The sequence below is a fragment of the Desulfurococcus mucosus DSM 2162 genome, assembly GCF_000186365.1.
Lineage (GTDB): Archaea > Thermoproteota > Thermoprotei_A > Sulfolobales > Desulfurococcaceae > Desulfurococcus > Desulfurococcus mucosus.
This window is the reverse complement of sequence record NC_014961.1, coordinates 784,421-797,897: the sequence shown is the minus strand read 5'-3', so window position 1 is coordinate 797,897 and position 13,477 is coordinate 784,421. Positions and strand designations below refer to the sequence as shown.

The window sequence follows — 13,477 nt, the reverse complement described above, 5'->3', positions numbered from 1 at the left end:
GATTAATGGTGGCCATGAGGGAGCTAACATTTAAGGATAAGCTCTTCATCAAGGTAGTTAACCCGTTGAAGAGCACTTTGAAGGAAATATGGGGTATGACGACAGGTAAGGCAGCACTGATACTCCTCTTGTTCTTAGTGGTGGTGTCTGTCTCAGCGGCATTGACGATGCCACCGGGCTTCCTGGAATCGTGGCAGAGCGCAACATACTGGGAGGACAATCCTGTAATTGTTCCACCAGAATGGGTCAAATACTTTGGTGGGAAGATAGCTCCAAGCATAGTCGATGCCAGGACTAAGCCTGATGCAACGCCACAATGGGACCCGGCTAAAGGAACCCTGACACTGACATATAGCTTCGAGTACAGGCTCGACGACCCAATATTCCCGCAGGACTACTACCTAGTGGTGGGCGACGCCAAGGTGTACGGGGGCAGTGCCCCAACAATAGAGATAAGCGTTGAGAGACCGGATGGGATAAAGGTGACCTTGTGGGCTGAGCATCCAAGCGTCAGTGAGAACACTACCTCAATAGTGTACAAGACGGACCCCAATAAGATAACAGGTCAACCAATAAACAGTCTTGTCACAGCCATACTTGAGAAATACAATGTAACCCTGCCACGCGACATCGTTGGTGACAACCCGCTTATAATATCGATATCTAATTCACTATTATTGAACAGAGCAGTAGACAAGATATCGCAGCCCTCACTCGTGTTATCGGTCTTCCAGAGGCCGGTTAACATAGGGAACTGGATAGAGGTGCGGAGAGATGAGCAGAAGCCGAAGCTCGAGGAGATACGTTCCAAGCTGGTGAATATCAGTGCTTATATCACTGAGGATCCAGCGGGTCTGCGAGCCATCATCGGTCAAGCCGAGTCCAATATAACCTATGCGATAAGTAACATCGATAAGATATCCTTCAGCGACTTATACTCCACTCTTGACGCGGTTTCTAAAACTCTTAGCACGGCATACAAGCTATCCATGCTGGAGAACTATCCCTCAGCCGTCTCCACAGGCATACAGGATGCAATGAGCACCGTGAACAAGTACATGGATACACTCAGGGTCACAGCCTCCTTCATCAATGTGAACCCGCAGTACGAGGTGATGACTGGAGTATACAGGTTTGAAGTAAATGTGACATACACAGGTGTGAATACGCCTCCAGCAAACCCTGCATCGCTTGTTGGATATGTCAAGTTCACAGTGAAGGGCACGGCTAAGGGCCTTCTCGGAACAATAAACAACGGGGCTGATCTAGCCATCCTACTCTACTATGGATTCCCGATAGCTTTGCTGATAGGGTTGATCGCGTCGGTATCGTCGACATTCATAGGTGTTATCGCTGGTATAGTGAGCGGCTACTATGGTGGATGGATAGACGAGGTGATACAGAGGGTCATAGACATATTGAACAACATTCCATTCCTCCCATTGATGATCATTGTGGGTACCGCTGCCCAGAAAACGCTTCCACCGGGCTCACAGAAATCCCTCTACATAATACTGTTGTACCTGGCGATACTAATAATCTTCAGTTGGGCGGGCCTTGCCATAGTGGTGCGCTCAATGACCCTCAGCATAAAGGAGGAACCCTACATTGAAGCAGCTAGGGCCATGGGCGCCTCAAACTCGCGAATAATATTCTACCATATCTTCCCACAGGTCATGATGTATGCTGTTGCAACCCTGGTGTACAATGTCCCAAGCGCGATACTAACCGAGGCAGGGTTAAGCGTCCTAGGTCTGAGGCATGGTTGGCCAACATGGGGCGCAGTCCTATCGGAGGCCAGGGCCGCCGGGATAGCTGGCTACGCGGCATGGTGGTGGATTCTACCGCCTGGAATACTGCTATCCATAACATCGTTGACATTCGTTCTACTCGGATTGGCAGTGGAGAAGATAGTTGAGCCACGTCTGAGAACACTGTAACACGCCCTGTGCACATAATCTTTTTCGCGACGGCTAAGACATTCATTCACCATTCTGACCCTCCTCTCCGCCATGGAAGGGTGGAGGTTCCCTGCTTGGGGCGTTCACTGGTCCCCCGCATTTGTTCGGGTTTACATCCGTCATCTATGGGGCGGTCGTGGTGGTCAAGGGGCTAGCCCTGGAGGCAACGCTCGGGGTTGGGGATACCTCACGGTTCACGGAAACCTCCTTTCCCTTCGTATCGCGTCCCCACAGTATTTAAACCCTTCAACCCCGCCCCGAAAGACAAGGCTTTCAACTGTAGACCCGGGTACATGGCGGTTCTTGCCATGTGTCCTACAGGGCGTTAGCACTAATCCCATGATGTCGGCATACTGCGGAGTAATCTAGCCCAGGTTCTCTAGGACGCGTCCTATGAGTAATCCGTCTTGATCGCTTATTATCTCTGCCATAACTCTTTCAGCAGGTTTAATCCTCCTCCCCCTGGGTAGTAGAGTTACAAGGTAGCCTCTCTCATCCCTTAACATGCCGAGATACTCGCCTTTAAACAGCCCCCTGCCCAAAACCTCTGCAACTACTCTTCTACCCTTCTTCACTGGTGGTGTAACTCGCCTTGTGTACTTCATTCCCCACTCATCCATCGTCCAGTGGAGCCTCAGCCCTGTTTGCTCTTCAACTCTACTAATCCACTCCCAGAACTCGCTCCATGAAACCTCCCTGAGACCCTCTGGCTTCCTCCCTCTCTTGTGTCTGATGTATTTCTGAACCGTCACTGGTGGCCACCGTTTTCCAGCCCCTATCCTTATAGCCCATTCAACTATGGTTACAACGTCTTCATCGTTCAGCCCGGGTAGCCATAGGGGTGTGACATGTAAATCTATATCCGTTTCCCTAACAATGTATTCAGCGAGCCTCATTACTCGGCTAACATCATAGTATCTCGTGCCATAGATGTAATAGGCTTTTTCATTGCTGGTCACATCTATGCTTAGATTCACACGGTCGAGGCCGGCATCGTTAAGCCTATCTATGAGGTTGGTGGAGAGGAGTAATCCATGTGTTTCGAGGGCTACGCTGTAAACCCCTGGAATAGACTTCAGCTCCCTGACTAGCTCAACAAGCCACGGGTATGTCAGGACATCGCCCATGGAGTCAAGTAGAACCTCCACTCCCCCGCTCTTCACATTCACCGTTTCTTCAACTCCTTTGACAATGAGGCCGGGCTCCACCAGGTATTCGGCCCACCTGTTAGAGGAGCTTATCCCAGCGTCAACGCTGCAGAAGATGCATCTCTGGGGGCAAAGCGTTGTCGGCCTGGCTTGAACGACATTGGTTCCCCTGTCGATTACGCCGAACGCTATGTATCCGAATGCAGGTAGTTTCTCTGGGACCCTATATATCACCCTTCCATCAGGGTAGCTTCCAATGGGCTCTAGCATTGCAGGCACCTGTGCCAGGGCTCTAAAATATTTAAACCTAATCCATGCATCACTTATCCTAGATTAATGGAGGCGGGTGTTTAATTATTGAGTGAGCCAATATTGGATGTGAGGGATTTAAAGACCTACTTCTACACTGCGAAAGGTGTTGTCAAAGCAGTTGACGGCGTCTCCTTCACCCTCAACAAGGGGGAGAGCCTCGGCATAGCCGGCGAATCTGGATGCGGCAAGAGCACTCTAGCGTATTCTTTAATCCGCTTAGTGCCTCCGCCAGGCAAGATAGCGGGGGGACAGATAATTTTCAAGGGCAAGAATGTCCTGGAGATGAGTGAAGAGGAGTTCAGACGGGAGGTTAGGTGGAAGGGTATCTCCATGGTGTTCCAGGGAGCAATGAATGCGCTTAACCCTGTCTACACGATAGGCGACCAAATAGCGGAGGTTCTAATGCTTCATCAAGGTTACTCAAAGAAGGAGGCGCTTGAAACAGCCGGCAAGATGCTGCAAATGGTCGGCATAGATGTGAGAAGGTTGAAGAGCTACCCGCACGAGCTCAGCGGCGGCATGAAGCAACGTGTCGTCATAGCAATGGCCTTGGCACTGAACCCCCCGGTGGTCATAGCCGATGAGCCGACAACGGCCCTCGACGTAGTGGTTCAGGCCCAGATAATGAACTTGTTGAAGAGGCTTAAGAAGGAGCTCGGCATATCAATAATATTGATCTCACACGACTTAAGCCTCATTGCTGAGATAGCGGATAAGATAGCTATAATGTATGGCGGCGAGATAATAGAGTATGGGCCAAGTGAAGCCGTCTACAATAACCCGATGCACCCCTACACGGTGGGTCTACTCGGCAGCATACCAAGGTTGCATGGTGAGCTAAGGGATCTCACATGGATCCCCGGCTTCCCCCCTGACCTAGCTAACCCGCCACCAGGCTGCAGATTCGCACCTAGATGCCCTAGGGCGTTCAACAAGTGCAATGAGAAACCACCCATGGTTGAGGTTGAGCCAGGTCACTTCGTTAAATGCTGGCTCTATGCTAAGAGGTGATGGATGTGAGTGGTGAAGGAATATACGAACCGAAGATATCTGGTGACACAATACTATTCGCTAAGAACCTGAAGGTATACTTCCCCGTGAGAAGAAGCCTCATAGATGCATTACGTGGAAAACCGCAACTCTACGTGAAGGCTGTTGACGGTGTATCCTTCGACGTGATGAAAGGAGAGGTCTTCGCATTAGCGGGAGAGTCGGGATGCGGTAAGACCACGACGGGTAAAACCATTCTGAGACTGAACAAGCCGACCGAGGGCCAGATAGGGTATTTGCCGTCTAAGGAGGTAGTTGAGGAGCTCGGCGATGTTGAGAGGATCAGTGAGTACGGGCACATAAATGTCACCTCAATAGATGAGCGTCACCTGCGTCCGCTCAGGAAGGACGTCCAGATGATATGGCAGGATCCCTTCGGGAGCCTTAATCCACGTAGAACAATATATGAGATCCTTGAGGAGCCTCTAGCAATACATGGGGTTGGAGTCAGCCGTGAAGACAGATATGACATAGTGGCTAAGGCGCTGGAGTCAGTCAAGCTAACTCCACCCGATGAATACATGGATAGATATCCGCACATGCTGTCTGGCGGTCAGAGGCAACGCGTAGTGATAGCGAGGGCGTTGATCCTCAACCCGAAGTTCGTGGTAGCCGATGAGCCGGTTTCAATGCTAGATGTCTCGATAAGAGCCGAGATACTTCAGTTGATGATGGAGTTGAAGAACAAGCTAGGGTTAACATACCTCTTCATAACACACGACCTAGCCGTAGCCAGGTATATTTCAAACAGGCTTGCAGTAATGTACCTGGGCCAAATAGTTGAGCTCGGTGACGCAAGGAGAGTGATAGAGAACCCTCTGCACCCATACACCAGGGCGCTCGTCGAAGCAATACCGGAGCCTGAACCATCCAGAAGGCTAACCATCAGAGAGGTGCCCATCAAGGGTGAAGTTCCCTCACCCATCAATGTACCATCAGGTTGCAGGTTCCACCCAAGATGCGTAGCACTCGATGAAAAGCCCGAGCTCAAGGAGTACTGCATGAGGAAGGAGCCGCCCATGGTTGAGGTTGAGCCAGGTCACTTCGTTAAATGCTGGCTCTACGCTAAGAGGTAGATTTTTCCCACGCACACGTATTGAATAGTAGCAGGGGATGCCTCGATGAATCCAGAGGAGAAGGTTGGAATAATAGGGTGGGGCTCCTACATACCCAGATGGAGGATGCCTCTAAGCGAGATAGTTCGTGTATGGGGCTTCAACCCGAAGGAGCCTGAAGAGCTGAGTGTCACCGAGAAAAGCGTTGCCGGAGCAGACGAGGATGCCGTGACCATGGGCTGGGAGGCAGCTAGGAATGCTCTGAGACGGGCCGGTATAGACCCGAAGAAGATAGGGGCGGTCTGGTTTGGAACGGAGAGTAAACCATACGCTGTGAAGCCTTCGGCAACAATAATAGCCGAGGCACTTGGGATAACCCCTGACACCATGGCAACAGACCTAGAGTTCGCATGCAGGGCGGCAAGCGAGGCGTTAAGGATAAGTATCGGTGCCATAGCATCCGGCCTTATAAACTATGCACTCATAATAGGGAGCGACACGGCTCAAGCCAATCCAGGCGACGTCTTAGAGTTCACTGCATCCTCAGCTGCAACCGCACTTATCACGGGTCCCAGGGAGGAGGCAGTAGCGTTCTTTGAGGCGAGTGCAACCTTCGTGACTGATACACCTGATTTCTGGCGTAGGGATCACTCACGTTTCCCGCTTCACGGTGAAGCCTTCACAGGGGAGCCAGCCTACTTCAGGCACATAGTGGGAGCTGTAAAAATGCTTCTTGAGAAAACAGGTCTTAAACCCGAGGATTTCAATTACGCCGTGTTCCACCAGCCCAACGGTACATTTCCCCTCAGGGTTGCGAGAATGCTAGGGATACCCAAGGAGAAGGTTCTACCGGGCCTTGTAACACCATACATCGGCAACAGCTATAATTCTTCGGCTCTAATAGGGCTTTCACGCATACTTGATAAGGCGAAGCCCGGTGAAAGAATCTTGCTGGCACCCTTCGGTAGCGGCGCTGGCAGCGACGCCTACAGCATTATTGTAACAGATAGGATTGTCGAGAAGCAGGGGCTCGCACCCACGGTGGACGACTACATCTCTAGGAAAACATTAATTGACTACTCACTCTACGCAAGATACAGGAGGCTCATCCACAGGATAAGGTGATGGAGATGAAGATCGCGATCCCCCCGTCCTGGAGGACAAGGATTGACAGGTACAGGTTGAAGGCCAGTAGATGCAAGGACTGTGGGAGAACCGGGTATCCCGCCTCAAGCATATGCAGGTTCTGCGGCTCCAGGAACATTGAGTACGTGGAGCTGGTGAACGAGAAGGCCAGGCTGCTAACGTGGACCGTAATATATAGTGCGATGGAAGGGTTCGAGGAGAAGAGACCAGTAATAATAGGTGTGCTGGAAACCGTTGAGAGCAAGGCACGTATAACAGCTCCTCTCACAGACGTGCTCCCCGAGGAGCTTAAACCAGGCATAGAGATGGAGCCAGTGTTAAGAAGAATATCGGAGGATAATGAAGCCGGGCTAATACACTACGGTATATCCTACAGGCCGGTGTTAAAGTGAATTGACCCACAATATAGGCTTTTTACTTGAAGAAGTAAGGAGGTCGGGCAACCCGTTTAAACGCCTAGACGAGCTAGAGTATAATGAGAATGTTAAAGCACTTATCAGACGTCTCTACATACAGGAGAAGACAGGTCTCAGCTTGTCCGCCATAGGCTCGACGATACTCGACTTCACTGAAGGAGACCACTATAGAGGTTACAATGTGGTTGGAGCCCTACAAGTACCACTAGGAATAGTTGGGGTTATACAGTTGTCGATAAACAACAAGAGTAGGGAGTCATATCTCCTGGCGCCCTTAACCGGGAGGGAATGGTTTAACATGGTTATGGATGCAGCGAGCACTCTGAGTGAATCAGCCATCAGCGTGAGCGTTGACAGAAGAGGCGGACTCTGCAAGGCAACGATACATGCAACATTTAAATCACATGTTGCCTCCAAGCTAACCGGGGGCTTCCACAGCCTCTACAGGAATACATTGTTCCTGGCTTCAAAGACATCTTACATGGTTCTAATCTACTACATGTTGGGCTTGAACCCTGATCTCTCAAGCATACCCTTGGCACCAGTGGAACACAGTGTGAAAGATGCAAGAATAGAGTATGGTTCATTGTTCACAGCGCCACGTCAGCTCTTAGCAAACATAGTCGTCTCGGAGGTTAAAGGGCTTGTAGGAATGGTTGACGACGTATCCGAGTGTGCTATTCCATTGATATACTCGTTTCTCCCCGACCTAGGTAGCCTTCTTAGAGCCGGTGAGCCTTAGGAATACTTCATACTGGCTTTCTGCAACCCTCCGTGACACATTGTCTAAGATTATGAATCCCCATGGTAGTTCATCCCCGAAACCATATCCATTGAACACATGCCCGGCACCCATGTACTCCTCTCCTAGGCTCTTCCTCCAGGCTGCGAGACCGCCTCCACGCATAGCTACCTTGGTGAAGACATCGTCGAGCGCTCTACCCGACAAGGCTATGTACGCTTGTATGAAGCCCCACTCGATGTCGTATGGTCTTGCATCAACAAGCCCCTTCAAACCCCTCTTGTACAAGCCCAGTATCTCCCTGAGCTTCACAGGGTTCTCCATACCTATCCACTGGAACATCGTGTGGGGTTTAGGTATCAAAGGATTCAGGGACACTGAGAAGCCTCTGCCAAGCTTTCTCGCCAAGCTGGCAAGCTGCTTCAGGGCCTCTAGGTTGGCTTTCACGTCATCTACTCCTTCCCCTTTCACACCATATATCATGTAAAGCTTGACATTGAACCCCTCTTCCAGAGCATGCTTCACCGATTCAATCATTTCATCGACAATGTCAACATATTTGAAGAATACTCTTTGAAGCACTGGTGTAAAGGTTTCCGGCGCCAACGTCAACGTCCTTTGACCCACACTCTTGACTAGCTCCAGCACTTCACTGCTTAAAGCTGAGAGCCTTATGGAGGGCAGGGACGCCCTTATGTTCTCGCTGCCAAGGTACTCGAGTAGCTTCAAGTGGGTTGAAGTCACGGGGAATGAGAGGCTGTAGAGAACCACCCGCCTCCCCCATATGCTTGCTGAAACTCCGTCTTCAACAAGCCTCTTGAGTAGCGGCAGGCTACGCTCCCTGTAAGGCTGGAAAACCCTTGATTCAATGCAGAAGCTACACCAGAATCTGCAACCCCTACTAACTTCAAGCTTGAATCCTCCCCCGTAGACTGGTTCAACCTCTGTGTTCTCCACTTGGTTTACAGGGTAAGTGGCGTTGTCAAGGCTTCTGACATACTCCTTCACCACTTTAACACCATCGTTGAACCCCGGTACGTACACATATGGTAGGTCAGCCACCTCTTCTAGGAAACGCTTCTTCTCCATGGTTTCAAGCCATTTGACCAGTATTCCTTCAAGGGTTGCCTCCGCCTCCCCGATAACGAAGACATCTATTATCCCGCTGAAGGGGATAGGGTTCTCCATTACCACTGGTCCCCCAGCGACAATAGGTGTTGCACGCTGTTCCCGTTTAACCGGGATGCCACCGGAATTCAGCAGCCTGATAAGGTTAACTATGTCGGGCTCGTAGTGAAGCGTTGTCACAAGGAGACCGAAGTCCTTCAGAGGGGTATTGGTTTCAAGACTTCTCGGCGGAGGCTCCTCACCTTGTAGCCTTTTATTCGTGAAGCGTTCAGCGTAGACTTCCTCAATACTGTTGGAGATAGTATAGATAATGTCTGGAGCCAGACTTGAAAGCATGACTCTATACGTGCTCGGGTAGATATATGCAACCCTTGCTTTAACCCTCAGCGGATTCTTATATATGGTGTTCAACTCCACCAGGCTATCCCCGTTCCAGTAGTAATAAGCTTTATATACCGTATATATTCATCCATATCTACGGGGGTCAGGGTGATTGATTACTCGAGATTCATCAGCCATGTGGCTAAAAGCATTAAGGCATCCGAGATACGTGAGCTCCTAGCATTGATAAGAGGGAGGAAGGACATAATAAGCTTTGCAGGCGGCATACCCGACCCAGTCCTCTTCCCCCGTAAGGAGCTCGCAAAAATCGCCGGGGTTGTAATAGAGAAGTATGGTGACAATGCATTACAGTATAGTGAAACCAAGGGCATAATAGAGGTTAGGGAGACACTAAGCGATTTCCTAGCTAGGAAGAGAGAGATACATGTTGACGCCGAGGACATAATCGTGACCAGCGGGAGCCAGTCAGGGCTTGACATTGTTTCAAGGACGCTCATAGACCCAGGGGACATAGTGGTGACCGAGAGTCCTTCATACCTCGCGGCGCTTGGAGCCTTCAAGATGAATGGGGCAAGGCTTATCGGGGTCAAAGTAGATGAGCACGGGATGAGAACGGATCTCCTCGAGGACAGGCTCAAGCAGCTAGGCGATGATGTCAGAAGGGTTAAATTCATCTATGTAATACCGGTTGGTCAAAACCCGGCTGGGACAACAATGGATAAGGATAGAAAGAAGCACTTGTTGGAAATAGCGTCACGCTACGATCTCCTCGTGGTAGAGGACGACCCTTACAGCTACATAATATACGAGGAGGGCGCTGAAGTAGCGTCATTGAAGAGCATGGATAAGGAGGGCAGGGTGATCTACATGAGCACCGTTAGCAAGATACTTGCACCAGGCCTGAGGATCGGGTGGATAGCAGCGGAGAAGGAATTGATAAGGAGGTTTGAAATAGTCAAGCAGTACGTGGATTTACATTCACCCACTTTGAACCAGTTCATAGTTGCAGAGGCCATTAAAACGGGAGTGATAGATGATGTCGTATCCAGGGCAGTGCCCTACTACAAGGCTAAGAGGGACACCATGCTTAAAGCCATACAGGAGAACTTCCCGGAATACGTATGGTACACGAAGCCTATAGGCGGACTCTTCGTGTTCGCATACGTACACAAGCCGGGGTTCGATGCTGGAGCCCTCTTGGAGAAGGCTGTGAAGCAGTATAAGGTTGCATATGTCCCTGGCGGGAGCTTCCATCCCGAGGGAGACGGAGTTAACAGTATGAGGATAAACTTCAGCTATCCAAGCCATGAGCAGATAAGAGAGGGTATTGCTAGATTAGGCAGGATGATCCGTGAGGCCTAACCCAGCATCCTAGGCTTGTTTTTCAATGCCTCAATACCAAGATGAATCCAAGCCCCTGAGGCGGTAGCAGTCCCACAGCTTTTTCCACATCATCTATCTCAATCCTCTTCACGAACCCGGAGAGCTCACGTAGTATTCTATCGGTGAGCCTGGGCTCACTATTCCTCACAGAGTCCAAGTACACGATGACGGTTTTTCCCACTCTTGGATTCACAGGTATCCATGTCGAGAGCGAGAAAGGTGAAACGATCACTTTCCTTGGATCGACGTGTTTCAGCAGCTTGTAATGGATGCTGACACCGGGCTCGGTTAGGATCACGCTGTCAACCCTGCTGGGCAAGTTACCCATGTGTCTAGCGATGCTGAGTCCCAGCTGTGCGACTGGACGAGGAGAGCTCTCACAGTACATGACAGGCTCAGTTGAACTCTCCCTCAGGGTTAAAGCTGCTGAAAGGGCGACGAGGTTGCATCCGGCAATCAAGGCTGTCCCCTCGGATTCCAACCCTAGCTCCACGCCGTGGGCTACTAGAGGCTTGAGAGCAATATGCGGGTCGGCCTCCACTAATTCCTCGAGCACGTGTTCGGGTTTCACAGCACTGTAGTTGGCCAGCAGCCCATCGATGTTGTAGGCTAACACACCGTATCGGCTCAACGGTGATACGACAAGGTATTTTCCCACGGTACTCGTATCATTGCTCGTGGTCTCTATTGCCTTGACGACGCCTGAGGAGCCTAGGATTACTCTTCTGGGCGGGATGGCGGCATGGTTTATAATGCTTCTCTCCAGCTGACCCACGTAGACGTAGATGGTCTTCGCAAGTACCTCGCCCTGTTCAACCTTCACAAACGGTAGGTCGGCAACTCTTACACCGCCATCGAAGACTACGCTACGCTGCCTCATCTGATTGAGTCACCTGCAAGCTTTATTATAAGCCCGGGACATATATATGAGAGCTTCGAGCAATGCTTTCCCACAGCTTAAAAGAGCGTGAGCCTCATGTACATGGATGCATCCGAGGCTGGCAGAGAGGTCTCAATGAACTTGCACTGGGTTAGCAAGGAGACTCGTGCGAAACTAATAGAGCTAATGCTCTCGACTAGAAGCATCATAGAGCTTTCAAGGGATCTCGGTATATCGCCAACGGCTATAAGGAAGTATGTTAAGAAGGAGGCCTATCCAAGCGATGAGGTTCTCCAGAGAGCTCTAGAGAAGCTCGCCCCCTACGAGGTTGATGAGGCAATGAGGATGATAATACTAGACCTAGTAGAGTCTCTTAGAGCGCTCTACGGTTCCCTGGATGAGAAACATAGGGAATTCTTAAGGGAGACCCTTAGAAGCATTATTTCGCAAGGATGATCGGGTTGTGTAGGAAGCCTTTTCTTGCAAGCGGTAAGATCATTGAAAACTATTCCCTGCTAGTCAAATACTTTGAGATATGTAGTGCAAGTAGTAATGTATGCATGGATCTCCTTCCCTCAAGCGAGATCTTGGAGACCATTAGCTCATTGGTCAAGAATAGAGGGTACTCTTTCACGGAAATCCTCAACGTCCTTGGCGAGAGGCTCTCGGGCAGGATAATTTGCAATATCGCTGTTGAAGCATACAGGGCGGTACACGGCATCAACGTTGACTGCGAGGAGGCTAAAAACATGCTGCTACAGGAACTAGTGGCCTGGTACCTGGAGATGGCAGAGGCGCTCGGCCTTGTAAGGCTCAAGGAATCCTGGAAGCCGGGGTAGTGTGTTTTGCTATCCGTTGACGACTTGATGATTGTCCTAGACAGGCTGGTGAAGATGCTTAGGCTGTATGCAGGGGAAGCCGGTATCAGGGAGGTAAGGGAAGGTAAAGGAGAATTCCAGGTGTACATTGAGCTAGCCAGTAATCCATCAGGGGTTTCAACTGTAAAGATTTTAATTAAGAAGGATTGTAGTAAGATATGGGTGTACACCGGTAGAGTAAGCCTGGACCTGAAGGTTAAACGGTTTCTGCTCAGGGAGCTAGCATGTTTGAATGGTGGGAGAGGTAGATGAAGCAGCCCCACAAGAAGAGGATACAGGTAGCCGTCTCAATACTGAGTGAGGCAACAAAGAAACTGGATGAACTCGACAGGAGTAAACTAGTGGACTACCTGAGGCGCACATATGAGAAAACTGGATTAAGCCCTATACGTGGTAAGGCATTGCCACCGGATATATATGATAAGGAGCTAACCACACTATACGTGATAGGCAAATATGGGCTCGGCCTTCTCGACGACTATCCTGCGATGTTCTCAAAAATCTTCTACATCGAAGAGAGGCTCGAGGAAGCCCTCAACTTATTGCTGCAGGGCAAGGTTGACGAGGCAAGGGAGAGGATAAAATCCGTGTCTCCATCCGGCGTCATAGATGGCAACATGATCGCTAGATTACTGAGGATACCTTTAACCAAGCTGGTACTTGGCTTTATGAGCGAAGACGACTTCACCAGGATTCTACATGTAGTGTTCAAGGCTTTCCCTGAGGAAGAGAAGACTGTGAGAAGCTATGTCAGATTCTTCATAGGCTTCAAGCTGGCTGAAGCCATATACAGGGGCGAGATACGGTCCCGTGAGTACAAGGAGGCCCTTAAAAGAGCACTTGCAATAAGGGTTGGCTTCCCCAAGACCACTCCGGGCGACGACTATGTGAAGGCAATAGCTGAAGCAGTCTTCAATATACCTGAGGAGGAACTCAGCAAGGTGCTGAGGATTCCAGCGAAGCAGGAGGGCCCCGGAGGGGTAGGAGAACAGGAGCCAGGGGAGGACATAGCCCCTGACTAGTTCCCCTACCCTGG

At 50.3% G+C, this 13,477-nt stretch carries 14 protein-coding genes; 11 read left to right on the top strand and 3 right to left on the bottom strand.

The window, feature by feature from the left end; translation table 11 throughout:
* The first annotated feature begins 5 nt into the window (after positions 1 to 5).
* Positions 6 to 1,940 (top strand): ABC transporter permease, encoded by a 1,935-nt coding sequence (locus DESMU_RS04055; RefSeq protein ID WP_013562327.1) that lies wholly within the window; start codon positions 6 to 8, stop codon positions 1,938 to 1,940.
* A gap of 386 nt (positions 1,941 to 2,326) precedes the next feature.
* Here the strand turns inward: DESMU_RS04055 and DESMU_RS04050 are convergent, their stop codons facing one another.
* Complete coding sequence (locus DESMU_RS04050) at positions 2,327 to 3,379, bottom strand: radical SAM protein (RefSeq protein WP_013562326.1); 1,053 nt, start codon at positions 3,377 to 3,379, stop codon at positions 2,327 to 2,329.
* 87 nt (positions 3,380 to 3,466) lie between these two features.
* On the opposite strand from DESMU_RS04050, the gene DESMU_RS04045 reads away from it, so the two are divergent.
* The 5 genes from DESMU_RS04045 to DESMU_RS04025 are packed head-to-tail and all read left to right on the top strand — an operon-like array spanning position 3,467 to position 7,830.
* Positions 3,467 to 4,432 carry an ABC transporter ATP-binding protein gene (locus DESMU_RS04045; RefSeq protein ID WP_013562325.1) on the top strand — a complete coding sequence of 322 codons (966 nt, stop codon included), beginning with the start codon at positions 3,467 to 3,469 and terminating at the stop codon, positions 4,430 to 4,432.
* The gene (locus tag DESMU_RS04040) at positions 4,432 to 5,547 is read left to right on the top strand and encodes an ABC transporter ATP-binding protein (RefSeq protein ID WP_048813445.1); all 1,116 of its coding nucleotides are present in this window, start codon (positions 4,432 to 4,434) and stop codon (positions 5,545 to 5,547) included. The genes DESMU_RS04045 and DESMU_RS04040 overlap by 1 nt, the downstream gene beginning before the upstream one ends.
* A gap of 45 nt (positions 5,548 to 5,592) precedes the next feature.
* Positions 5,593 to 6,651: a hydroxymethylglutaryl-CoA synthase gene (locus tag DESMU_RS04035; RefSeq protein WP_013562323.1), complete on the top strand. Its 1,059-nt coding sequence runs from the start codon at positions 5,593 to 5,595 to the stop codon at positions 6,649 to 6,651.
* Between the two features lie 5 nt (positions 6,652 to 6,656).
* Positions 6,657 to 7,064: a Zn-ribbon domain-containing OB-fold protein gene (locus DESMU_RS04030; RefSeq protein WP_013562322.1), complete on the top strand. Its 408-nt coding sequence runs from the start codon at positions 6,657 to 6,659 to the stop codon at positions 7,062 to 7,064.
* Between the two features lies 1 nt (position 7,065).
* On the top strand, positions 7,066 to 7,830 hold the full coding sequence (locus tag DESMU_RS04025; RefSeq protein ID WP_013562321.1) for a 3-hydroxy-3-methylglutaryl-CoA reductase: 765 nt from the start codon (positions 7,066 to 7,068) through the stop codon (positions 7,828 to 7,830).
* Here DESMU_RS04025 and DESMU_RS04020 read toward each other — a convergent pair.
* On the bottom strand, positions 7,798 to 9,375 hold the full coding sequence (locus DESMU_RS04020; protein WP_048813444.1) for a radical SAM protein: 1,578 nt from the start codon (positions 9,373 to 9,375) through the stop codon (positions 7,798 to 7,800). The genes DESMU_RS04025 and DESMU_RS04020 overlap by 33 nt on opposite strands.
* Before the next feature lie 72 nt (positions 9,376 to 9,447).
* On the opposite strand from DESMU_RS04020, the gene DESMU_RS04015 reads away from it, so the two are divergent.
* Positions 9,448 to 10,662, top strand: a complete 1,215-nt coding sequence (locus DESMU_RS04015) for an aminotransferase-like domain-containing protein (RefSeq protein WP_013562319.1) — start codon at positions 9,448 to 9,450, stop codon at positions 10,660 to 10,662.
* Between the two features lie 22 nt (positions 10,663 to 10,684).
* Here DESMU_RS04015 and DESMU_RS04010 read toward each other — a convergent pair whose 3' ends face one another.
* Positions 10,685 to 11,563 carry a hypothetical protein gene (locus DESMU_RS04010; RefSeq protein WP_013562318.1) on the bottom strand — a complete coding sequence of 293 codons (879 nt, stop codon included), beginning with the start codon at positions 11,561 to 11,563 and terminating at the stop codon, positions 10,685 to 10,687.
* Positions 11,564 to 11,659: 96 nt separating this feature from the next.
* Between DESMU_RS04010 and DESMU_RS04005 the strand changes: the two genes are divergently transcribed.
* The 4 genes from DESMU_RS04005 to DESMU_RS03990 are packed head-to-tail and all read left to right on the top strand — an operon-like array spanning position 11,660 to position 13,463.
* Positions 11,660 to 12,019: a helix-turn-helix domain-containing protein gene (locus tag DESMU_RS04005; RefSeq protein WP_013562317.1), complete on the top strand. Its 360-nt coding sequence runs from the start codon at positions 11,660 to 11,662 to the stop codon at positions 12,017 to 12,019.
* Entirely contained in the window at positions 12,016 to 12,402 is a 387-nt protein-coding gene (locus tag DESMU_RS04000) for a hypothetical protein (RefSeq protein ID WP_013562316.1), read from the top strand. The genes DESMU_RS04005 and DESMU_RS04000 overlap by 4 nt, the downstream gene beginning before the upstream one ends.
* A 6-nt stretch (positions 12,403 to 12,408) precedes the next feature.
* Positions 12,409 to 12,693: a hypothetical protein gene (locus DESMU_RS03995; protein WP_013562315.1), complete on the top strand. Its 285-nt coding sequence runs from the start codon at positions 12,409 to 12,411 to the stop codon at positions 12,691 to 12,693.
* A complete protein-coding gene (locus tag DESMU_RS03990; protein WP_013562314.1) occupies positions 12,690 to 13,463 on the top strand; it encodes a DUF2192 domain-containing protein in 774 nt (257 codons plus the stop codon). The genes DESMU_RS03995 and DESMU_RS03990 overlap by 4 nt, the downstream gene beginning before the upstream one ends.
* Positions 13,464 to 13,477: the final 14 nt, after the last annotated feature.

What these genes read in the sequence shown, in the direction of transcription:
- DESMU_RS04055 (WP_013562327.1), top strand. Translation starts at nt 6, where the DNA reads ATGGTGGCCATGAGGGAGCTAACATTTAAGGATAAGCTCTTCATCAAG.
- DESMU_RS04050 (WP_013562326.1), bottom strand. Translation starts at nt 3,379, where the DNA reads ATGCTAGAGCCCATTGGAAGCTACCCTGATGGAAGGGTGATATATAGG.
- DESMU_RS04040 (WP_048813445.1), top strand. Translation starts at nt 4,432, where the DNA reads ATGGATGTGAGTGGTGAAGGAATATACGAACCGAAGATATCTGGTGAC.
- DESMU_RS04035 (WP_013562323.1), top strand. Translation starts at nt 5,593, where the DNA reads ATGAATCCAGAGGAGAAGGTTGGAATAATAGGGTGGGGCTCCTACATA.
- DESMU_RS04030 (WP_013562322.1), top strand. Translation starts at nt 6,657, where the DNA reads ATGAAGATCGCGATCCCCCCGTCCTGGAGGACAAGGATTGACAGGTAC.
- DESMU_RS04010 (WP_013562318.1), bottom strand. Translation starts at nt 11,563, where the DNA reads ATGAGGCAGCGTAGCGTAGTCTTCGATGGCGGTGTAAGAGTTGCCGAC.
- DESMU_RS04005 (WP_013562317.1), top strand. Translation starts at nt 11,660, where the DNA reads ATGTACATGGATGCATCCGAGGCTGGCAGAGAGGTCTCAATGAACTTG.
- DESMU_RS04000 (WP_013562316.1), top strand. Translation starts at nt 12,016, where the DNA reads ATGATCGGGTTGTGTAGGAAGCCTTTTCTTGCAAGCGGTAAGATCATT.
- DESMU_RS03990 (WP_013562314.1), top strand. Translation starts at nt 12,690, where the DNA reads ATGAAGCAGCCCCACAAGAAGAGGATACAGGTAGCCGTCTCAATACTG.